General features: G+C 64.9%; 19 protein-coding genes. 10 read left to right on the top strand and 9 right to left on the bottom strand.

Annotated features, from left to right (window positions below):
- Positions 1–2: 2 nt before the first annotated feature.
- Positions 3–422, top strand: a complete 420-nt coding sequence (locus KAK11_RS11510) for a DUF6691 family protein (protein ID WP_210809273.1) — start codon at positions 3–5, stop codon at positions 420–422.
- Positions 423–483: 61 nt separating this feature from the next.
- Positions 484–1,770, top strand: a complete 1,287-nt coding sequence (locus tag KAK11_RS11505) for an NAD(P)/FAD-dependent oxidoreductase (protein WP_210809272.1) — start codon at positions 484–486, stop codon at positions 1,768–1,770.
- A gap of 28 nt (positions 1,771–1,798) precedes the next feature.
- Here the strand turns inward: KAK11_RS11505 and KAK11_RS11500 are convergent, their stop codons facing one another.
- The 3 genes from KAK11_RS11500 to hutH form a co-directional block, all read right to left on the bottom strand.
- The gene (locus KAK11_RS11500) at positions 1,799–2,035 is read right to left on the bottom strand and encodes a DUF1653 domain-containing protein (protein ID WP_210809271.1); all 237 of its coding nucleotides are present in this window, start codon (positions 2,033–2,035) and stop codon (positions 1,799–1,801) included.
- Positions 2,036–2,725: 690 nt separating this feature from the next.
- Positions 2,726–3,040 (bottom strand): hypothetical protein, encoded by a 315-nt coding sequence (locus tag KAK11_RS11495; RefSeq protein ID WP_210809270.1) that lies wholly within the window; start codon positions 3,038–3,040, stop codon positions 2,726–2,728.
- Positions 3,041–3,678: 638 nt separating this feature from the next.
- Positions 3,679–5,226: a histidine ammonia-lyase gene (gene hutH / locus KAK11_RS11490; RefSeq protein WP_210809269.1), complete on the bottom strand. Its 1,548-nt coding sequence runs from the start codon at positions 5,224–5,226 to the stop codon at positions 3,679–3,681.
- 92 nt (positions 5,227–5,318) lie between these two features.
- Here hutH and KAK11_RS11485 point away from each other — a divergent pair, with 92 nt between their 5' ends.
- The gene (locus tag KAK11_RS11485) at positions 5,319–6,488 is read left to right on the top strand and encodes a DUF5005 domain-containing protein (protein ID WP_210809268.1); all 1,170 of its coding nucleotides are present in this window, start codon (positions 5,319–5,321) and stop codon (positions 6,486–6,488) included.
- Between the two features lie 48 nt (positions 6,489–6,536).
- Positions 6,537–7,514 carry a Bug family tripartite tricarboxylate transporter substrate binding protein gene (locus tag KAK11_RS11480; protein ID WP_210809267.1) on the top strand — a complete coding sequence of 326 codons (978 nt, stop codon included), beginning with the start codon at positions 6,537–6,539 and terminating at the stop codon, positions 7,512–7,514.
- 43 nt (positions 7,515–7,557) lie between these two features.
- Here the strand turns inward: KAK11_RS11480 and hutU are convergent, their stop codons facing one another.
- Positions 7,558–9,249, bottom strand: coding sequence for a urocanate hydratase (hutU, locus tag KAK11_RS11475; RefSeq protein ID WP_210809266.1), 1,692 nt, complete (start codon positions 9,247–9,249; stop codon positions 7,558–7,560).
- A gap of 99 nt (positions 9,250–9,348) precedes the next feature.
- Between hutU and KAK11_RS11470 the strand changes: the two genes are divergently transcribed.
- The gene (locus tag KAK11_RS11470; protein ID WP_210809265.1) at positions 9,349–9,957 is read left to right on the top strand and encodes a HutD/Ves family protein; all 609 of its coding nucleotides are present in this window, start codon (positions 9,349–9,351) and stop codon (positions 9,955–9,957) included.
- A 2-nt stretch (positions 9,958–9,959) separates the two neighbouring features.
- A complete protein-coding gene (gene hutI / locus KAK11_RS11465; protein ID WP_210809264.1) occupies positions 9,960–11,174 on the top strand; it encodes an imidazolonepropionase in 1,215 nt (404 codons plus the stop codon).
- Positions 11,175–11,194: 20 nt separating this feature from the next.
- Here hutI and KAK11_RS21805 read toward each other — a convergent pair whose 3' ends face one another.
- Positions 11,195–11,821 (bottom strand): type II secretion system protein, encoded by a 627-nt coding sequence (locus KAK11_RS21805; RefSeq protein ID WP_246498834.1) that lies wholly within the window; start codon positions 11,819–11,821, stop codon positions 11,195–11,197.
- An 80-nt stretch (positions 11,822–11,901) separates the two neighbouring features.
- Between KAK11_RS21805 and hutG the strand changes: the two genes are divergently transcribed.
- Complete coding sequence (gene hutG / locus KAK11_RS11455) at positions 11,902–12,828, top strand: formimidoylglutamase (protein ID WP_246498832.1); 927 nt, start codon at positions 11,902–11,904, stop codon at positions 12,826–12,828.
- A 3-nt stretch (positions 12,829–12,831) separates the two neighbouring features.
- Here the strand turns inward: hutG and KAK11_RS21800 are convergent, their stop codons facing one another.
- Positions 12,832–14,379, bottom strand: coding sequence for a methyl-accepting chemotaxis protein (locus KAK11_RS21800; RefSeq protein WP_310737788.1), 1,548 nt, complete (start codon positions 14,377–14,379; stop codon positions 12,832–12,834).
- A gap of 335 nt (positions 14,380–14,714) precedes the next feature.
- On the opposite strand from KAK11_RS21800, the gene minC reads away from it, so the two are divergent.
- The 3 genes from minC to minE all read left to right on the top strand — a co-directional run bounded on the left by minC (position 14,715) and on the right by minE (position 16,701).
- Positions 14,715–15,539 (top strand): septum site-determining protein MinC, encoded by an 825-nt coding sequence (gene minC, locus KAK11_RS11445; protein WP_210809262.1) that lies wholly within the window; start codon positions 14,715–14,717, stop codon positions 15,537–15,539.
- 68 nt (positions 15,540–15,607) lie between these two features.
- On the top strand, positions 15,608–16,423 hold the full coding sequence (gene minD, locus KAK11_RS11440) for a septum site-determining protein MinD (RefSeq protein ID WP_210809261.1): 816 nt from the start codon (positions 15,608–15,610) through the stop codon (positions 16,421–16,423).
- A 5-nt stretch (positions 16,424–16,428) separates the two neighbouring features.
- The gene (gene minE, locus KAK11_RS11435) at positions 16,429–16,701 is read left to right on the top strand and encodes a cell division topological specificity factor MinE (protein WP_210809260.1); all 273 of its coding nucleotides are present in this window, start codon (positions 16,429–16,431) and stop codon (positions 16,699–16,701) included.
- A gap of 66 nt (positions 16,702–16,767) precedes the next feature.
- On the opposite strand, the gene KAK11_RS11430 is transcribed toward minE, so the two are convergent.
- From KAK11_RS11430 to KAK11_RS11420, 3 genes are all read right to left on the bottom strand, one after another.
- Positions 16,768–18,681 (bottom strand): galactose oxidase-like domain-containing protein, encoded by a 1,914-nt coding sequence (locus KAK11_RS11430; RefSeq protein ID WP_210809259.1) that lies wholly within the window; start codon positions 18,679–18,681, stop codon positions 16,768–16,770.
- Between the two features lie 31 nt (positions 18,682–18,712).
- Positions 18,713–19,336, bottom strand: coding sequence for an SCO family protein (locus KAK11_RS11425; RefSeq protein ID WP_210809258.1), 624 nt, complete (start codon positions 19,334–19,336; stop codon positions 18,713–18,715).
- A gap of 521 nt (positions 19,337–19,857) precedes the next feature.
- On the bottom strand, positions 19,858–21,093 hold the full coding sequence (locus KAK11_RS11420; RefSeq protein WP_210809257.1) for a GGDEF domain-containing protein: 1,236 nt from the start codon (positions 21,091–21,093) through the stop codon (positions 19,858–19,860).
- Positions 21,094–21,103 lie beyond the last annotated feature (10 nt).

Raw genomic sequence — 21,103 nt, 5'->3', positions numbered from 1 at the left:
TCATGAAAAGTCTGTTGACGGCGTTGCTCGCCGGTGTGGTGTTCGGCTTGGGCCTGATTGCGAGTGGCATGACCAACCCGACCAAGGTGGCCGGCTTCCTGGACCTCTTCGGCGCCTGGGACCCCTCACTCGCCTTGGTGATGGGCGGCGCCATTGGTGTGGGCTTCTTCGCCTTCCGGCTGGCCGCCGGCAGGGACAAGGCCTGGAACGGCAGCCTCATTCGCCTGCCCGACACCACGCTGATCGACAAGCGCCTGATCCTGGGCGGCGTGCTGTTCGGCACCGGCTGGGGGGTGGGCGGTTTCTGCCCCGGCCCGGGCATCGTGGCGGCGTCGGCGGGCATTCCTGAGGCCGTGATCTTTGTGGTGACCATGCTGGTGGGCATGGCCGGTTACGACCTCGTCGCTGAGCGCAAACACTGAGCCGCCGGGCGCCCCCGCGCCCCGCACAATCAGGCCCTCAACCCTAGTGGATCAGGGCCTTATGTATTTATCTGACACCCAGTTTCCGCCGTCCACTTATGCCGCCACCGCCACGCTGCCGCCGCTGCAGCCTGCGCTGCAAGGCGCCGTACAGGCGGATGTGTGCATCGTCGGGGCCGGCTTCACCGGGCTCTACACCGCGCTGCGCCTGGCCCAGGCCGGCCAGCGCGTGGTGGTGCTGGAAGCCTCACGTGTGGGTTGGGGTGCGTCAGGCCGCAATGGCGGGCAAGTCATCCTGGGCTTCTCGTGTGACATGCCGCCCTTTGAGCGTGCCTTGGGCTTGGAGGGCGCGCGGCGCGTCTGGGGCTTGGTGCGCGAGGCCGCGGCTGAGATCCGCCAGCATGTCGCCACCCACCAAATCGACTGTGAGCTGCGCGACGGCCATTTGTGGACGTCTGTGCTGCCCCGCCGCGTGAGCCTGTTGACGCATTGGCAGCAAGAGGCTGCCCAGCGCTGGGGCTATGAGCGCCTGCGCTTCATCCCCAAGGCCGAGCTGCCTGAGCACGTGGCCAGTGAGCGCTATCAAGCTGGGCTGCTCGACCCTGAAGGCGGGCACCTTCACCCCCTCAAGTATGTGTTGGGTTTGGCGCGCGCGGCCGAGGCAGCCGGCGTGGTGCTGCATGACGGCAGTGCGGTGCAAAGCTACAGCTTAGAGGGTGACGGCGTGCGCGTGCGCACCGCCCACGGCGAGGTGCGCGCCGACCGACTGGTGCTGGCCTGCAATGCCTACATCCACACCCTGAACCCTGCGCTGCGCGCCCGCGTGCTGCCCGTGGGCACCTACATGATCGGCACCGAGCCCTTGGGCGAGGCCCGCGCCAAAGCCCTGCTGCCTACCGGCTTGGCGGTGACGGACAACCAGTTCATCCTCGACTACTTCCGCCTCACCCAAGACCACCGCCTGCTGTTTGGCGGCAAGTGCACCTATACCGGCCGCACGCCGCATAACTTGGCCGAGGCCATGCGGGCCGACATGCTGCGCGTGTTCCCCCAATTGGCGGACGTGAAGATCGCCCACGCCTGGGGCGGCCACATCGACATCACCGTGCCGCGCACCCCCGACTTTGGCCACGAAGGCCCCGTCTATTGGGCCCAGGGCTTCTCCGGCCACGGCCTGGTGCCCACGGCAGTGGCGGGCCGGGTTTTGGCCGAGGCGCTGCTGGGTAGGCCCGAGGATTTGGCCTTGTTCGAGCGCCTGCCCAAGCGGCGCTTCCCGGGGGGCGAGACGCTGGGTGGGTTCAGCCAAGCCGTGGGCATGGCTTACTACCGGCTGCGGGACTATCTTTGATCTTGTCCGTGCGCCTTCAGCGCCGTGTTCAATCCGCCATGCGCGCAAAGCGCGGCTGAACCTTGCCCTCAAACTCCGCCGTTTCAAAGAACATGGCATGCGGCCGCACCCACAAGCCACTGGCGTTGTAGAGCGGCCGATAGACCACCAGCGGCTCCAGCGTCTCGCTGTGCCGGGCGGCACCCAGCACTTCGTACTCACCGCCTTTGTAGTGGCGGTAGCGGCCGGTGGGCGTGTCGGGCAGGGGAGGGAGGTCGTCGGTCATGGGGGTGATGCTACTGGCTTGTTGGCCTTTGGGCTTGCGGGTGGAGGACTGTCGTGCCCTGACGCGGCGTTGGCCCCAGGGCTCATGCGAGAGGCCGTCGGCTCAAGCCGACTGCCTTGCGGTGCTCGGGCAAGACCGTGCGCCGTCAAACTCCCTCCGCTCGCCTTCGGCTCGCTGTGGTCAAACCCTTCCGGCGAATATGTTCTTGAAGCGCGCGTGACCGCGCGCCACGCCCTTGCCCTGCGCTCCTCCGCGCCTCTCAAATCGCCCTGTGGCCCACCCCGCGACAGGGCGGTGGGTGGGGTAGCCAGCCTCCAGTTATCAGAGATTGAGACTCACTCGGCCAGGCTACCAAGCAAGCCGCTGTCGCGATGAAGGGGTGGGGATCGTGTAAAGAGTCCAAGCTCACTGGGAGGCGAAACCGCTGGAGCGACATGCTTGCTTGCAGACTTGTCCTGACCGAGCGTGCCGGACACCACCATGAGATCGCCGAAAACGTGGATGCAGAAGGTGTCCTCGACTTCCAAAAGTAGGTGCAATCGTCGACTGTGCAACGTTGGAGATCAGCGGCAGACGTAGGCTATCTGAGCTGGGCCGACTTGTTGGGCGCATTCACTTCTTGAGGAGTGACTGGAACCCATCCAAGAAAGCCCTGTACTGTGGACATAGAACCCCCTTCTTTGCAATTGCTTAACTGGCCAGCTTCCTTTGGTTCGCCAGGGCTTCAGACAGCACATGCTCCTGTTCGTTCTTCGGTAGGCCACGACTTTCGGCCTCTGCCAAGATGCGTTGCATCGACTCTTTTTGCAGAGGGGCATGTTTTTGTTGCCACGTTGAATAGATAGAACGGCTCGGAAATCCACGCTGTTCGCAATACTCTGCGCTCAGTGCGGCGTACTCGAAAAGGACTAAGTTTCCAGCGGCGTCACTGAAACTGACCGCAATCGATGGGCGACATGAAAGCGACAAGAGCGCAGCAATGGCAGTGATGGTCGAGGCTTTCATGGGCGCTACCTACGTTTTATGTGGGGTTCAGACCGATCAATCCTGAAGCCAAAAGGCGGCCTACAGGACACTTTAAGTGCATTTCTTGCCTGGTGTACCGCGGTTCGATTCGACTTCTGAACGAAACTACCGGGCCGAAACCTTGGTGCGAAGGTGTGCGGCACTATAGCGGCCAAGAGTCTACAGAGCCATATGCTTTCAAACCTAGCGTACTTTGTTCGGCGATCTTCTGAATGTGTGGATTTGCAACCCCCTGTCGCCAATGACCGCACTTCACATCACCCCAATCGTGCAGGCTACCCCCGATGGACCTGCGCTGCCGCAGGCCGTGGCCCGGGGCGATTTCTTCGGCGCCGAGGCGCGCAGGGAAAGGGCGTGGCGCGCGGTCACGCGCGCTTCAAGAACTCACTCGCCGTCACTGTTTGACCACAGCGAGCGGAACGCGAGCGGAGGGAGTTTGACGGCGCACGCCCTTGAGCGAGCACCGAGGGCAGTTGGCGCAGCCAACCGCCGATGCATGAGCCCCGGGCCATGGCCTGTGGCAGCGCACGCGTCGACCTACACAGCGCTCCAGTCGAGTCCGCACGCAACGCTCAGAAAAGGCGAGCAAAGCCGCCCGCCCATTCAAGCCCTCCAACTCAAACCGGCACCCACAGCGGCGGCAGCCCCGGCAGCGCACGGAACAAGCCGCTAAGCGCGCCACTGCGCACCAGCGACGCAGCAGTTTCCATGTCCGGCGCCAAATAGCGGTCGGTCATCATCGGGGCGCAGTGCTCGCGCAGCAGGGCGTGGGCTTGCTCCAGGGCGGGAGAGCTGGCCAGCGGGCGCAGGAACTCGATGGCTTGGGCGGAGGCCAGCAGTTCAACGCCCAAGATGTGCGCCACGTTGGCGATCATGGGCTGCAGGCGGCGGGCGGCGAAGGTGGCCATGGACACATGGTCTTCTTGGTTGGCGCTGGTGGGCAGGCTGTCCACGCTGGCGGGGTGGGCCAGGGACTTGTTTTCGCTGGCCAAGGCGGCGGCGGTCACGTGGGCAATCATGAAGCCGCTGTTCAGGCCGGCGTTCTCGGTCAGGAAGGGCGGCAGGCGCGAGACGCTGCTGTCGATCAGCATGGCAATGCGGCGCTCGGCAATCGCGCCCACTTCGGCAATGGCGGTGGCCATGGCATCAGCGGCCAGAGCCACGGGCTCGGCGTGGAAGTTGCCCCCCGAAATCATGGCGCCGTCTTCAAAGAACACCAGCGGGTTGTCGGTGACGGCATTGGCCTCGCGCAACAGCACCAAAGAGGCATGGCGCAACTGGTCTAGACAAGCACCCACCACCTGCGGCTGGCAACGCAGGCAGTACGGGTCTTGCACGCGGTCGTCGCCTTCGGTGTGGCTGGCGCGGATGGCGCTGCCCTTGAGCAGGGCACGGTAGTACTGGGCCACGTCGATCTGGCCGGGCTGGCCGCGCAGGGCGTGGATGCGCGGGTCAAAGGGGCCGTCGCTGCCACGGGCGGCGTCCACCGTCAGCGCGCCGATCACCAAGGCGGCTTCCAGCACCGGCTCAAAGCTCAAGAAGGCGTGCAGGGCCAAGGCGGTGGAGGTTTGTGTGCCGTTGATCAGGGCCAGGCCTTCTTTGGCTTCCAGGGCCAAGGGGGTGATGCCGTGCTGGCGCAGCACCTCGCCAGCCGGGCGGCGCTGGCCGTCCACCAAAAAGTCGCCCTCGCCCAGCAGGGCCAGTGTCATGTGGGACAGCGGGGCCAGGTCGCCCGAGGCGCCGACCGAGCCCTTCTCGGGCACCCAAGGGATGAGGCCAGCGTTATAGACCGCCAGCAGCGTGTCGATCACCACCTCGCGCACGCCCGAGTAGCCGCGCGCCAGGCTCGCCGCCTTCATCACCAGCATCAGGCGCACCACGCCGGGGTTGCAGGGCTCACCCACGCCTACCGAATGCGAGCGGATCAGGTTGAGCTGCAAGGTGGCCAGGTCGGCCGCGCTGATGCGCTGATTGGCCAGCTTGCCAAAGCCGGTGTTGACACCATAGACGGGCGCATCGCCAGCGGCGGCGGCCTGCACCACGGCCGCACTGGCGCGGATGTTGGCGCGCGCTTCGGGGGCCAGCGTCACGGCCTCGCCGCGGGCGTGGACGGCCTGCAGCAGTTCGAGGTTGAGTTGGCCAGGGGTGAGGACGTGCTGTGTCATGATGAAGAGGATGAAAAAAGCCGCGTTGAAGGAAAGAAGGCGTGGCGGCTGCGCACAGAGTGCAGCTTGCCACACAGCGTTGGAGTGAGACGATGAAGGTTATGAATCGTGTGCTGGGCCTGAGCCTCTTGGCCGCCCTCACGCACAGCCCGGTGTGGGCGCAAAGCCAAGTGGACCCGTTCACGGCGCAGCCTGCCGCCGACTGGACGGCGCTGTTCAAGCGCAGCAGCGGCTGGACGGGGGCCGATGGTGTCTACAGCATTCCGCTCGCGGGTGACGAGCGCCCCGGCAGCGGCGCCAGCCAGCGCACACTGGTTTGGTTCAGCGACACCTTTGTGGGCACGGTCCGCCCCGATGGCAGCCGCACGGCCACCACCATGGTCAACAACACCACGGCGGTCATTGATGGCGCCATGCCCGACGCCAGCAGCCTGAGCTTTCAGGTGCGGCACAAGGGCAGCGGCTGGCAGAGCATGGTCAAGCCGCCCGATGCCAGCCAATGGTTTTGGCCCAATGACGGTGTGGTGGTCGGCTCGCGGGTCTATACCTTTGCGCTGCGCATGAAGTCTGCGGACACCCCGCCCTTTGCCTTCGCCACCGCCGGCATCAGCCTGCTGTCGGCCTCGGCGCTGGAGGCCGCGCCCTTCAGTGCCAGCTACAAGCAGGTCGATGCGCCGCTGTTCGTGCCGGCGGTGGCCGGCGGGGCCGGTGAATCCTCGTTTGGCCAGGCGGTGATGCTGCACACGGCAGCCGCTGGCGCGCCTCGGGCGGATGGCTATTTGTATGTGTTCGGCACACGCAGCGCCGAGTACGTCAAGCGCCTGCTGGTGGCGCGGGTCAAGCCCGAGAAGATCGGCAGCTTTGCGGCCTATCGCTTTTGGGACGGCAAAGCTTGGAACGCTGACATCCGCAGTGCGGCGGCCGTCACCAGTGGCGTGAGCTCTGAGTTCAGCGTGCACCCCTTGCCCGATGGCCGCTTCATGCTGACCCACATGACCGACACCCTGGGCAAGCAAGTGGCGGTGCGCTATGGCGACAGCCCAGTCGGCCCCTGGGGCAAGGATGTGATCCTGTGGGACTGCCCAGAAGCCAGCTTGACGCCCAACACCTTTGTCTACGGCGCCAAGGCACACCCGCACCTCTCCACACCCACCGAGTTGCTGGTGAGCTACCACGTCAATACCTTTGATTTTGCGGAGAACTTCCGCGCCGGCGGTGTCGAGATTTATCGGCCCCGCTTTTTGAAAGTGCCGCTGCGTTGAACCCACGCCGCGTGCCGATGTACACCCACCCAAGATCTGGATGTTTTTATGTTGAGACTCAATCGTCGTGCCCTGACCCTGGCTGCTGTGGCTGCTGCCTGCCTGCCCGCTTGGGCTCAGGCTCAGGCCTTCCCGACCAAGCCGGTGAAGATCATCATCGGCTTCCCGGCGGGCGGCCCGCTGGATAGCCATGCGCGGCTCTTGGCCGACAAGCTGGGCGAGAAACTCGGCCAGCCCGTCATCATTGACTACAAGGCCGGCGCAGGCGGCTCGGTGGGCGCGGAGTTTGTGGCCAAGAGTGAGGCCGACGGCCACACCCTGCTGATGGCCAACACCGGCACCATGGTCATCAACCCGGCCGTCTACACCAAGCTGCCCTATCAAACCCTTCGCGACTTTGCCCCCATTGCGCGCACGGCGCAGCAGCCGTTGGTGCTGCTGGTCAACCCGCAAGTGCCGGCCAAGACTTTTGGGGAGCTGGTGGCCTTGGCCAAGCAAAAGCCGGGGCAGCTCAATTACGGCTCGGCCGGTAACGGCGGCATCAGCCACTTGGTGCCCGAGATGATCAAGTCGGCCACCGGCACCTTCATCGTCCACATCCCGTACCGGGGCAGCGCACCGGCTTTCACCGACCTGATGGCCGGGCAGGTGCAGGTCATGGCCGAGTCCATTCCGCAAGCCGCCACCTACGTCAAGGCCGGCAAGCTGCGCGCGCTGGCGGTCACCAGCAAAGAGCGCAACCAAGCCTTGCCCGACGTGCCCAGCCTGCACGAGGCGGGACTGAAGAACTTTGATGTGGTGGGCTTTTACGGCGTGTTGGCCCCGGCCGCCACGCCCAAGCCGGTGGTGGACAAGCTCTCCGCCGCCTTCAAGGCGGTGTTGGAGAGCCCGGACATCCGCCAGAAGATGGTGCAGCAAGGCGCCGACCCGGCCTTTCTGGACGCCGCCAGCTTCACCCAGTTCTTGAAAGCCGACATGCCGCGCTGGGCCAAGGCCGTCAAAGACTCGGGAACCAAGCTGGACTGAGCGCAACATGCGGCGGGCCTGAGCGAGCTGGAGGCGGCGCCGCTCAGCGGCCCAGCATGGGCAGGTTCAAGCCCTGCTCGCGGGCGCAGGCTTGGGCGATCTCGTAGCCGGCATCGGCATGGCGCATCACGCCGGTGCCGGGGTCGTTCCACAGCACACGCTCGATGCGCTTGGCGGCGGCGTCGGTGCCGTCGCAGACGATGACCACACCGCTGTGCTGGCTGTAGCCCATGCCCACGCCACCACCGTGGTGCAGGCTGACCCAGGTCGCGCCGCCCGCAGTGTTGAGCAAGGCGTTGAGCAGCGGCCAGTCGCTCACCGCGTCTGAGCCGTCCCTCATGCTTTCGGTTTCGCGGTTGGGGCTGGCCACCGAGCCGCTGTCCAGGTGGTCGCGGCCGATCACGATGGGGGCCTTCAGCTCGCCGTTCTTCACCATCTCATTAAAGGCCAGGCCGGCGCGGTGGCGCTCGCCCAGGCCAATCCAGCAGATGCGGGCGGGCAGGCCCTGGAAGGCGATGCGCTCACCGGCCATGTCCAGCCAGCGGTGCAGGTGCTTGTCTTCGGGGAACAGCTCTTTCATCTTGGCGTCTGTCTTACGGATGTCCTCCGGGTCACCCGAGAGCGCCACCCAGCGGAAGGGGCCCTTGCCGCGGCAGAACAGTGGGCGGATGTAGGCCGGCACAAAGCCGGGGAAGTCAAAGGCGTTTTTCACGCCTTGGTCCAGCGCCACTTGGCGGATGTTGTTGCCATAGTCCACCGTGGGGATGCCCATGGCTTGGAAGTCCAGCATGGCTTGCACATGCACGGCACAGCCTTGGGCGGCGGCGGCCTTGAGGGCGGCGTGCTGGCTGGCGTCCGCTTGGGCAGCCTGCCATTGCGCCACCGTCCAGCCGGCCGGCAAGTAGCCGTGGATCAGGTCGTGGGCGCTGGTTTGGTCAGTGACCAAATCGGGCTTCACGCCACCGGCTTGGGCACGGCGCACCAGCTCGGGCAGGATCTCCGCCGCATTGCCCAGCAAGCCCACCGAGATGGCCTTGCCCTCGGCCGCATAACGCTGCATGCGAGCCAGCGCGTCGTCCAGGTCGCTGGCTTGCTCGTCCAAATAGCGGCTGCGCAGGCGGAAGTCGATGCGCGACTGCTGGCATTCGATGTTCAGCGAGCTGTAGCCGGCAAAGCTGGCGGCCAGGGGCTGGGCGCCGCCCATGCCGCCCAAGCCTGCGGTCAAGATCCACTTGCCTTGGGCGTTACCGCCGAAGTGCTGCTTGGCCGCCTCGACAAAGGTCTCATACGTGCCTTGCACAATGCCTTGGCTGCCGATGTAGATCCAGGAGCCGGCGGTCATCTGGCCGTACATCATCAGGCCCTTGCGGTCCAGCTCATGAAAGTGCTCCCAGGTGGCCCAGGCTGGCACCAGGTTGGAGTTGGCCAGCAGCACACGTGGCGCGTCGGCGTGCGTGCGGAACACCCCAACGGGTTTGCCGCTCTGAATGAGCAAGGTCTCGTCGTCCTTGAGGGTGCGCAGCGTGGCCAGGATCTGGTCAAAGCAGGCCCAGTTGCGCGCGGCCTTGCCAATGCCGCCATAGACCACCAAGGCATCGGGGTTTTCGGCGACTTCCGGGTCCAGGTTGTTTTGCAGCATGCGATAGGCGGCTTCGGTCAGCCAGCTTTGGCAATGCAGCTCGGTACCACGGTTGGCACGGACGGGGCGGGCGGCCTGGGGAGTGGAAGCGCTCATGGTGGATGCCTCAAGGGGTGGAGCTAAGGAGTGGGGCGGATTCTGCACGCAAGCCCCTCTACTTGTCTAGACAGGTTTACACAAGTAGACTCGCCGCCCATGACACCGCGCCTGATTCCCCTGCAAAGCCGGCCCGCGCAAGCGTGGCGCAATGGCGGTGGGCAAACCCGCGAGTTGCTGGCATGGCCTGAGGCTGTGGATTGGCGCCTGCGCATCAGCGTGGCCGATGTGGCCCAGGAGGGGCCTTTCTCGCTATACCCCGGTGTGCAGCGCCACCTGGCGGTGTGGCAGGGGGCTGGCCTGGCCTTGCACCGAGAAGAGGGCGGCGCCGAGCCGATCACGCTCACCCCGTCGAGCCCGGCTTGGGCCTTTGAGGGCGAGTGGCGCATTTCGGCCTCGCTGCTGGACGGCCCGGTGCGGGACCTCAACCTGATGTGCCGAGGCCTGCCCGGTGAGCTGCGCCCTGCCGTGGCGGGCCACCTGTTTGCGCCGGCTCACCGCGCCGCCGGCCTGTTTGCAACGCAGCCGGGTGTTTGCTGGGCGAGGCCGGGGGCCGGCGGCGGTGATTTGCTGAGTTGGCCGCTGAGGGCGGAGACACTGTGTTGGTTTGATGCTGCACCCGCCGAGATCTGGTGGGCCCCTGACCTGATGCCCCTTGGCCCCGGCCCGAGTGCTTGGTGGCTGAGCGCCGATATGAAAGACGAATGAACATGACGACATCTCAGGCGTTCACACTTTGGCACCGGGCACGCTTGGTGACCCTGGCGACCGAGCAGGGCTGGGGCCTGATCGACCAAGGTGCGCTGCTGACCCGAGGCGACCGGATTGAGTGGGTGGGCGCCGAGGCGGACCTACCGCCCGGCCTCAACATTCCCGAGCGTCACGACCTGGGCGGCGCCCTGGTGACGCCCGGCTTGGTGGATGCTCATACCCACCTCGTCTACGGTGGAGACCGCGCGCGCGAGTTTGAGATGCGCCTGCAAGGCGCCAGCTACGAAGACATTGCGCTGGCGGGCGGCGGCATTGTCTCCACGGTGGCGGCCACGCGGGCGGCGTCAGATGAAGCGCTGTGGCAGAGCGCGCGCCAGCGCGCCCACGCCTTGATGGCCGAAGGCGTGACCACGCTGGAGGTCAAGTCTGGCTACGGACTCAGCGCCGAGCATGAAGCGCGCTGCCTGCGTGTGGCGCGCCGCCTGGGGGCTGAGCTGCCCCTGACGGTACGCACCACCTGTTTGTCAGCCCACGCCCTGCCGCCCGAGTTTGCCGGCCGGGCGGACGACTACATCGACGCGGTCTGCCAGTGGCTGCCAGCGCTGCACGCCGAAGGCTTGGTGGATGCCGTCGATGCCTTTTGCGAGCGCATTGCCTTCAGCCCCGCCCAAACCCAGCGGGTGTTTGAGGTGGCCCACCGCCTGGGTTTGCCGGTGAAGCTGCATGCCGAGCAACTCAGCGACCAAGGCGGCGCGGCGCTGGCGGCCTCCTTCGGTGCGCTCTCTTGCGACCACCTGGAGTACCTGAGCGACGCGGGCATTGCCGCCATGGCCCAGGCCGGCACTGTGGCCATGCTCTTGCCTGGCGCCTACTACTTCTTGCGTGAAACCAAGCTGCCGCCCATTGCCGCCTTGCGCGCCTCGGGCGTGCCCATCGCCATCGCCACCGACCACAACCCCGGCTCCTCGCCCACGCTCTCGCCGCTGCTGATGCTCAATATGGCCTGTACCTTGTTCCGACTCACGCCGGAAGAGGCCTTGCGCGGCATGACCCAGCACGCGGCAAAGGCGCTGGGCTTGGCCGACCGCGGCCGCTTGCTGGCCGGCAGCCGGGCTGACTTGGCGGTGTGGGGCCTGAAGCACCCCAATGAGTTGGCCTATGCCTTTGGCCAGCGCCCGGATTGCCGGCGCGTGGTGGCGGGCCGGTGGGCTTGATGACCTCTACGGGGCCCAGCTCAGCAACCGGTGGTGACCTTGGAGAGGGTGGCCATCGAGCTGTAGCTGAAGGGCGCGTTGACCGAGATGGCGCAGGCGGCCGGGTTGGGCGCTTTCTTGAGCTGCAAGCTCATGGCGTTGTTGCCCGAGAAGGTCATGATCCATTGGCCATCGTCGGTGGTGGCACCGCTGACGTAATTGGCGCTGGTGGTACCGAGGTGGTAGCTGACGATGGGTTGACGAGTCACGCCCACCAGTTGGGGGAGGTAGAAGACATGGAGATGCAAGGCCGCACCTGCTGTGCAAGCGTTGGCAAACAAGCCGCCAACCAACACAGGGGTGTTCGCATCCCAGTTCATGGTTCGCCAGGCGGTGCTGGATGGGCAGCCATCAAACGGCGTGGTGGCCGGCAGGCCGGAGCTTGCGCCCCGGAGCGCCGAGAGCGAGGGCGCAGTGTTGATCAAGGACTGCAATTGCCCAGCCATCTGATTCACCACCGCCGTGCGGGCATCGCCGCCCAGGCTCATGAATTTGGGAAGTGCTGTGGCGGCGAGCACGCCCAAGATCACAATGACGACGATCAACTCCACCAGCGTGAAGCCGGCAGCTTGCCTCAGGCGTCTGAGCGGTGCGGAGGGTGATGGCATAAAACGCAGTGCGCGTGAACGTCGTTTCAGCGCTTATCGGTGGTTTGGCTTGGAAGTTGAGGACGCAGCGCATGGACCGGATGGAGCATTCTTTTGAGTGGCAGGGCCGCATCGATGCCGAGGAGACGGGCGACAGCCGTCGCTGGCACCAGGTGATGCAAGCCTGGGGGCCAGGCGCCACCAGCGGCTGCGCCTTGATCGGCTTTGCGGTGGACGAGGGCGTGCGCCGCAACGGTGGGCGGCCCGGTGCGGCGGAGGGGCCAGCGGCCTGCCGCAAGTTCTTGGCCAATATGCCGCTGATGGGCGAACCGGCCTTGTGGGATGCGGGTGATGTGCGCTGCGACGGCGGCGCCTTGGAGGCCGCACAGGCCCGCTTGGCGGGGCAGGTGGCGGCCAGCCTGCAGCAGGGTTGCCTGCCGCTGGTGATGGGCGGCGGCCATGAAGTGGCCTGGGGTACGTTCCAAGGCTTGCTCCAGGGCCGGCCCGAGGTCCAGCGCTGGCTCATCATCAACCTGGATGCTCACTTTGATTTGCGCTATGCAGCGGCGGCCAACTCAGGTACGCCGTTCTTGCAAATCCAGCAGCGCTGTCAAGCCTTGGGCCTGCCCTTTGACTACCGGGTGTTGGGCATCAGCCGCTATGCCAATACCCGAGCGCTGTTCGACCGGGCGCAGGCTTTGGGCGTGCGTTATTGGCTGGACGAAGACCTGCAAGACGCGCCGGGTCTGGCCGCTGCGCAGCAAGCGCTGGCGCAGGATCTGGCCGCCTGTGAGGCGGTGTACCTGACCGCATGCCTGGATGTGTTGCCAGGCGCGCAAGCGCCGGGGGTGTCGGCACCGTCGCCCTTGGGGGTGCCCCTGGCCGCCGTCGAGGCGGTGGTGGCGCAGGTCGTGGCCAGTGGCAAGCTGGCCGCCTTTGATGTGGCGGAGCTGAACCCCAGCTTGGACAGAGACGGTCTGACTGCGCGCATTGCCGCGCGCTTGATCGCCAAAGTGGCGCGGCGCTGAAGCTCAGCTCAGCTTGAAGACGCTGACGGCGCCCACCAATTGTTGGGCTTGTTGACGCAGGCTCTCGGCCGCTGCTGCGCTTTCTTCGACCAACGCTGCGTTTTGCTGGGTGGCTTGGTCCATCTGGCCTACGGCTTGGGCTACTTGGTCTACCCCTGAGCTTTGCTGTGCGCTGGCCGACGTGATCTCGGCCACGATGTCCGACACGCGCTGGATGGAGCTCACCACTTCCGCCATGGTTTGGCCGGCTTTGTCCGCCAAGCTGGTGCCTTGCTCGACCCGCTCCACGCTGGCCAAGATCAGGGCCTTGATCTCTTTGGCAGCGTCGGCGGAGCGGTGGGCCAGGCTGCGCACCTCGCCGGCCACCACGGCAAAGCCGCGGCCTTGCTCGCCTGCGCGGGCGGCTTCCACGGCAGCGTTGAGGGCCAGGATGTTGGTTTGGAAGGCGATGCCGTCGATCACGGTGATGATGTCGGCAATTTTTCGGGAGCTTTGGTTGATGCCTTGCATGGTGTCGACCACTTGGCTCACCACGGTGCCGCCGTCGCTGGCCACCTGAGAGGCCGCTTGCGCCAATTGGTTGGCTTGTTGAGCGTTATCGGTGTTGTGGCGCGCCGTGGTGCCCAGTTGCTCCATCGTGGCGGCGGTTTGCTGCAGGGCGCTGGCTTGCTCCTCGGTGCGGCCCGAGAGGTCTTGGTTGCCCTGCGAGATCTGAGCACTGCCCGTGGCCACGCTTTCGGCGTTATCGCGCACGGTGCTCACCACCTTCTGCAAAGAGGCCTGCATGCGTTGCATGGCGCGCAGCAGCATGCCGATCTCGTCGCTGCCACCTTGGGGGATACGGCTGGTCAAGTCACCTTGCGCAATCGACTCTGCGGTCTGCTGTGCCTGCTGCACATTGCTGATGATGTTGCCGGAGATCTGACGCCCCAATGCGATGGCGGCGATGATGGCCAGAGCCCCGACTGTCAGCAAGATCGTCCGCGCCCGTTGTGCGCCCTCGGTGGCGGCCTGCGCATTGGCTTGGGTGAGTTTGGCGATGTGGTCCTGAAACGCTGAGAGTGACTGCTCCACCCCCTGACGCTTGGCCACCACGCCCTTGATCGCGGCCTGGGCTGCATCATGCTGGCCTTGCTTGACCAAGGCGATCACTGCGTCCACTGACTTTTCGTAGGCGCTTTGGGCGTCGTCAATGTCCTGCACCTGCTTCTCCAGACCCGCATAAATGGCGACCACCGCCGGGTCATCGTCCTCTTGTGCCTTTTTGAGCAGGGCCTTCATGGCTGCAAAGTCAGCCTCAGAGGCTTTGCCCAACTTGTGGAATTCGGCAATGGACGCCTCCAGAAAGGCTTGTGCCTCGGGGTCATTGGCGCGCAAGCCCGCAGAGGCCCGCAGCACATGCTCAAACTCGATGACCTCGTCCATCAGGTTGCCGTCGATGTTGGCGGCCAAGGTCGACATCGGCATGTCCTCCGTGGCCATGTCGGCCAGTTCTTGGGACAACCACGTCGCGCGGTCCAGTCCGACCGCCATACAGATGGCGGTGGACACGACGGGCAGTCCGACGGCAAGCATCAGTTTGCGACCTAGGCTAAGGTGGGAGAGCGTCACGGCGGCTTCCTTCTGGTGAGTACTGCGATAGGGGGGACGATGTACTTCACTCGTCGCTGTGGGGTTGACGAAGTCCTGAGATTACCTAGTCTCGTATTTGAGATTGGATGAATTTGAACCGTGGAGCCGCGCCATCTCTTGGGATTGGCGCGGCCCCCCGGCTGCGGGCGGCGGGCTGCTCTGAGCCTTGACATACACTCTCGCCACGCTCTGGCCCGTGCCTCGCGCCGGCCGCCAGAAACATTGGCTGATTGCTCTGACCCTGCGCTTTTTTCATGGCCCTGCATTCCAAGGCTCACGCGACTGCCCTGTTTGACCTCAAAAGTGCCACGCTCAGCGTGTTGGCGCTGTTGCTCAAGACCACCGACCTCGACGCTCTGGCCGAGGCCCTGGACGCCCGATATGGCGCCACGCCGGGCTTGTTCGAGCACGAACCCGTGTGTGTGGACCTGGCCGCGGTGCGTGATGACTCCGTGCCCCTGGATGCCATCGCATTGGTGGCTTTGCTGCGTCGTTATGGCTTCAACCCCATGTCTGCGCGAGGGGGCTCCCCCGAGCAGATGGCTGCGGCCCTGCAGGCGGGACTGGCGGAGGCCCCCGAGGTGGGCGGCCCACGGTCAGAGCCTGCTGCGCCCAGCGAGGTGCAGGTGCAAGCCGAGTTCGCCGACACCGTGCCGCCCGACTTGTTTGACGCGGCCGACGCTCAACTGGCCGCTGCAGCGGCCGAAGCACCCAGCGCCGAGCCTGCGGCTGCCGCGCCGGCCAGCACCACTTTGATCATCGACAAGCCACTGCGCTCGGGCCAGCAGGTCTATGCCCGTGGTGGTGATCTGATCGTGCTGGCGGTGGTCAGCTATGGGGCAGAGGTGATCGCCGACGGCAACATCCATGTGTATGCCCCGCTGCGTGGCCGTGCGCTGGCGGGTGCGCGGGGCAACACGGAGGCGCGCATTTTTGCGGCCTGCATGGAGCCGCAGTTGGTGTCCATCGGTGGCGTTTGGCGCACGTTTGAGTCGGGCTTGCCTGCTGAGGTGGCGGGCAAACCGGCGCAGGTCAAGCTCGATGGCGAGAAGATTTTGTTTGAGCCGCTCAAGTTCTGAGGGGCTCGATAGATAGGGGAGGCTCCTGAGTGGGCCCTGCGTTTCAAGAAAGAAAGGACAGTGTTCCGATGACCAAGATTGTCGTGGTGACCTCAGGCAAAGGCGGGGTCGGCAAGACCACCACCAGTGCGAGTTTTGCGTCGGGTTTGGCCCTGCGCGGCCACAAAACGGCGGTGATTGACTTTGACGTCGGCCTGCGCAACCTGGACCTGATCATGGGTTGCGAGCGCCGTGTGGTCTATGACCTGATCAACGTCATTCACGGTGAGGCCAACCTCAACCAAGCGCTGATCAAAGACAAAACCTGCGACAACCTGTTTGTCCTGGCGGCGTCCCAAACCCGCGATAAAGACGCGCTGACACAAGACGGCGTGGAGAAGGTGCTGAACGACCTCAAGGGCATGGGCTTTGAGTACATCGTTTGCGACTCGCCTGCCGGCATCGAGACCGGCGCCCTGATGGCCATGCATTTTGCCGACGAGGCCTTGGTGGTCACCAACCCCGAGGTGTCCTCGGTGCGCGACTCCGACCGCATCCTGGGCATCTTGTCGTCCAAGACTAAGCGCGCCATTGAAGGCAGCGCGCCCATCAAAGAGCATCTGCTGATCACGCGTTACAACCCGAGCCGGGTCGATACGGGCCAGATGCTGTCGCTCTCAGACATCCAAGAGATCTTGCGCATCGATCTGATCGGCGTGATCCCCGAGTCGGAGAGTGTGCTGGACGCCTCCAACCAAGGTCTGCCCGCCATCCACCTCAAAGAGACCGAAGTCTCTGAGGCTTATCAAGACGTGGTGGCTCGCTTCTGCGGTGAAGAGCGCCCGATGCGCTTTACCGAAGCGGTCAAACCCGGCTTCTTCAAGCGACTGTTTGGTGGGAGGTGAGCGCCATGTCGTTTCTCTCCTTTTTGCTGGGCGAGAAGAAGCAAACCGCTTCGGTCGCCAAGGAGCGCTTGCAGATCATCTTGGCCCACGAGCGCAGCGGCCGCAGTGCCGCCACGCCCGACTACCTGCCTGCGCTGCAGCGCGAGCTGGTTGCGGTGATTTCCAAGTACGTCAAGATCAACGCCGACGACATCAAGGTGCAATTGGAACGCCAGGACAACCTTGAAGTGCTGGAGGTGAAGATCGAGCTGCCTGAGCTGGGCAAAGCCCAGTCCTGAGTCCGCACAGCGGCCAGAGGCCGCCACAGGCGCCCGGCACCTTCAGGTGCCGGGCGCCTTGTCGTTTTAGGCGGGCTGCGGGGCGGCCGTGCCAGCCCCCACGGCCACGATCACTCCGCGAGAGGGCACACCGCTGTGGTTGATCAAGAACAGCATGTAGTAGCCCGGAGGGGTCAAGTCCTTGGCAGGGAAGCGGTCGATGCGAACATGGTTCTTGTTGCTGTCCACGCCCATGCTCCAGTCGCTGCGCTCCAGCGCGATGCGCCGCTGGCCCGTGTTGAAGCCGTGGGTCACGGTCGACAAGCCCACCAGCACCACGTCCTTGATGCTGTTGGCGCCAGACGTGTCGGTCATCTCCACATAGAACGGCGAGAGCAAGGTGCCGTGCAAGGCATTGCCGGCGGTGTATCGGGTCAGCGTGGGGCGCTGGGACCAGGTCGCGCCTGTACCTTGGGCGGTGAACAAATACGGTGGCAAAAAGATCTCGCCGTTGCGCTGCACCACATGGGGGTTGCCACCGCCGGCCGAGAGCACGGTGCCGTCGGGCAGCAAGATGGCCGTGGCGTGATACACCCGCGAGAAGGCCTGCGTGGCCATCGGCACAAAGCTGCCGCTGGCGGGGTTGTTGACGTCGGGCACAAACATCTCAGCCTCACGCACATGCTGGGCTGCGTTGATGTTGGCTTGGGTCGTGCCGCCGTTGACCAGCACACTGCCTGTGGGCAGCACGGTGGTGTTGAAAAACTTGCGGGCATGCTTCATCGGGGGCTGGGGAATGACCCGCGCGCTTTCCGCCCCGCCGCGAATGTCCACCACTGTGGCCTTGCTGCTGGCGCGCGAGGTGTTGAGCACCCAATAGCCATTGCCGCCGGCTTGCATCACCAAGCCCTTGTCGTACATCACGGCCGAGCTGGAGCCGGACCCCACATTGGGCAGCTCGCTGGCGGGACGCCGGTTGTCATTGGCGACCAAGGTTTCATTGCTGAATTTGCCGTTACCTGCAGCGGTCAAGTTGCCGATCCCGTTCGGGTCCAGTGACCACATCAAGTCGGTCGAGATGCCAAAGACCTTGCCGCCCGGCGCCACCCAAGCGCGGGGGTACTCGGCGCGGGATTCATACAGCTCGAAGAACTGGCTGTAGGTCGTCATCGGAATGCCCGACAAGGAGGTCCAGCCTTGGCCATCTTTGTAGACCATGGGCGCGCGGGCCGTGTTGCGTGCCACCAGTCCGGGGGCGCGCAGGTTGGCGTCCATATAGTCTTCGGCATAGGGCTCCATGCCCCCCAACACCAGTTGGCGGCCATCGGCCAGGGTGATCAAGGTGGCATACCAGCGGCCTTCGCCGTCCACCGAGTCCCGCACCTTCACGGTGGTCTTGGTCACATAGTCGTAGGTGCCTGTCATCTTGGAGGCGGCTGTCGAGGCCCCCACGGTATATAGCCCGCCAGAGCCGCCCACCATCAGCAGCTTGCCGTTGGGCATCAAGGTGCCACCGCTGCAGAAGCTGTTGAACTTGTTGCGCGCGTCCTGCACATTGGCCGTCAAGCGGTCGGTGTAGTCCTGGAAGGGGACGCGCTGGCCGCGCGTGTTGGTGTACCAGTCAAATCCAAAGGTGCTGGCGTTGGTCCAGTCGTCTGGGTTCCACACCACGTTTTGCGAGCCGTCTTGTCCGTTGACGCCTTGCTGCAGCACATCGCCGCGCGAGCCATAGCTCAGCACCCGGCCGTTGGGCAGCAGTGCCATGTGGATGGGGTTGATGGGCCAACTGCGACCGCCCGACAGGCCGGTGATGGTGGGCAGCCTGAGCCACACCCCCTTACGGTGCGCATCGTCTGGGATGCGGCCGCCTGGCATGTACTTCATCAAGTGCGTCATGGTCTGCGGTGCGGTGACGCTGACCTCTGTGTTGGCACGTGCGGGCATCAGTCCTGCCGTGGTCAGGGCTGCGGCGCCGGCTTGCAAGAGGCTTCTTCTTTTCATCGGGTTCTCCTAGAACTGCTGGTGAGAGGGATCAGTACGTGGTGTTGCTCATGCCGCGCAACTCGCGTTGCATGCGCTCATGGTCAAAGTCACCGACGGGAAAGTCATTGAAGACTTCGCCGTTGCGGTTGATGAGGTAGATGCTGGTGCGGTGGTCATCCGGCTTGCGGCGCTTGCCCACCAAGGCGCCGTAGTGGTCTATGACCTGGAACACAAGCTCCGCTTGGCCTGTCAGCCAATGCCAGTTGCTGTGGTCGGCCTGACGCGCCTGCGCGAAGGCCTTGAGTCGCTCTGGCGTGTCGCCCAAGGGGTTGACGGTGATGGTCACCAACTCCAGCGCTATGCCGGCCGCCAGCGCGTCTTGCCGCACCTTGGCCAAGTGCAAGGTGGTGGGGGTGCAAATGGTGCTGCAGTCGGTAAAGGCGAAGTTAAGCAGCACGGGCTTGCCCTGAAAGCGGGCCAAGTCCATCGGCTTGCCGTCTTGTCGGATCAGGCTGTTGGGGGCCAATGGCAGCCCAAAGCTGTTGGCCTGGAAGCGAGGCTCCACGGCCTTGCTGGGCTTGAGTTGTCGCCAGGCTGAGGACATGCCGGTGTTGGCGGGTTCCTTGGCGGCAGCACCATGGGCCCAGAGGCCGCCGCACACGGCGAGGAGCAAGGCTGCGAGTCCAGGGACGCCATCTGATTGGCGAGGGCTGCTCCCGGTTTTGTGCCGAGATTTATTCTCAATATTCCACATACTGCATTGGGACGTGAGAAACCCCACACGGGCCGAAAAGCCCAGTGTGTCGGGGAGGTCAGGGAAAGCAACTCGTGCAGCACGGCGTGGCAGCTGCCCAGCAGCGCTGCATTGAGTCAAGCTTGAGGAATGACTGAAACGATACAGGGTATGGCTGAAAGCGCGCGTCAAAAAGTTGCGCTTGATCGCCACCCCGCATTCAGCAAGTGCGTCAGATTTCGCAGATGTGTCCAGTTGTGCGTTGGCCTGGCGCGGGCTGAGGCCTCGGCGTCGGCGGCCGAGCAGCACACGCGGTGGCCCCTGGCGCGGTAAGCCGGCCAGACGCAAGCGCGGCCGTGCCGGGCCTTGTCCAGTCTGCCCTGCGCCCTTAGAAGGCCGGCACGCGGTGACGATTTTGAGGGTGAGTCTTGCCGTCGAGACAGCGTCTGGCTGGCCCGGCGCTAGACCGGGCGTTCAGTGGGTCGCTGCGCCGATGAGCTCAGGGCATCAATGTCTGCGATGGCCTTGTTGCGCCCTTGCCGTTTGGCTTGGTAGAGCAGGGCATCGGCGCGGGTGTAGAGCGACTTGCCTTCTTCGAGGGGCAATGAAATGGCGCAACCGACGCTGACCGTGAGATGCTCGGCCGTGGGTGAGGCTTTGTGCGCCAACGCCAGGGCGCGGACACGCTGCACCAACTGCTCGCTCAAGCCCTGAGCCTGAGTGGCGTTGACGCCGTACAGCACCAAGGCCATTTCTTCACCGCCGGTGCGTGCGGCATGGTCCAAGGGGCGGCGGCACAGGCTCTGCAAGACTTCCGCCAAGCGTTGCAGGGCATGGTCGCCGGCGGCGTGGCCGTAGGCGTCGTTGTAGAGCTTGAAGTGGTCCGCGTCGATCATCATCAAGGCCACCGGTTGGTTGTCCCGGCGCCCCACAGAGAGCGCCAGCTCCAGGTGCTCATTGAAGGCCCGCCGGTTGTGCAAGCCCGTCAAGGCATCTCGCCGGGCCAGCCACTCCAACTCCGCACGCAGCAAGAACTGCTCGCGTTGGGCGTATTCGCGCAAATAGGCGCCCATGCCGCCGATGCAGGCCGCCACGAGCAGGTAGAACAAGCGATAGAAGATCGACTCTCGCTGGCCTTCGGGGTGATTGGCCAGGCTGACCAGCAGCACGCTGACCAGGCACAGCACAGCCACTGCGGTGGCTTCCTTCAGGCGCAAGCCCAGGGGCAGGAAGATGACCACCATCAGCAAGATCAGCACGTTGTTCTCGTGCGGGGTGCCGAGCGCGGCATGGGTGTCATTGGAGATGGTGCCTCCCAAGGTCAGCAGATACAGCATGCCCGCCACCACCCAGGGGCGTTTGAAGCGAGGGTCTGTTTGCAGCAGCGCCAACCAGCAGCCTGCCAGTGCCATCAGCACGGTGATGCGCACTTGCACCAAGGTCAGCAGCCTGGGGTTGGAGAACAGGTCGGTGGCGCGATCTTGTAGCCGAATCACGTCCATGCCGATGAAGGCCAGCCAGATCACCAAGCCGCAGAACAAGGCCACATTGGACTGATGGTCCGTCATCGGCTTGGGGGCCCGGCGGTAGGCCACTTCCAGCTCTGGGCTGAAGTTCAGCCAGCGAAAGCCCTGCTCGCGCTGCAGCCGGTAGCTGGGCGCCTCGTGCTGAGGTGTGGCAGGTGCTGGTGCGGCCATGGTCGGCCCT

This window comes from Ideonella paludis (genome assembly GCF_018069865.1).
In the GTDB taxonomy this organism is placed as follows: domain Bacteria; phylum Pseudomonadota; class Gammaproteobacteria; order Burkholderiales; family Burkholderiaceae_C; genus Ideonella; species Ideonella paludis.
Note: the sequence above shows the minus strand (reverse complement) of the source record. Positions and strands in the feature narration are given on the sequence as shown.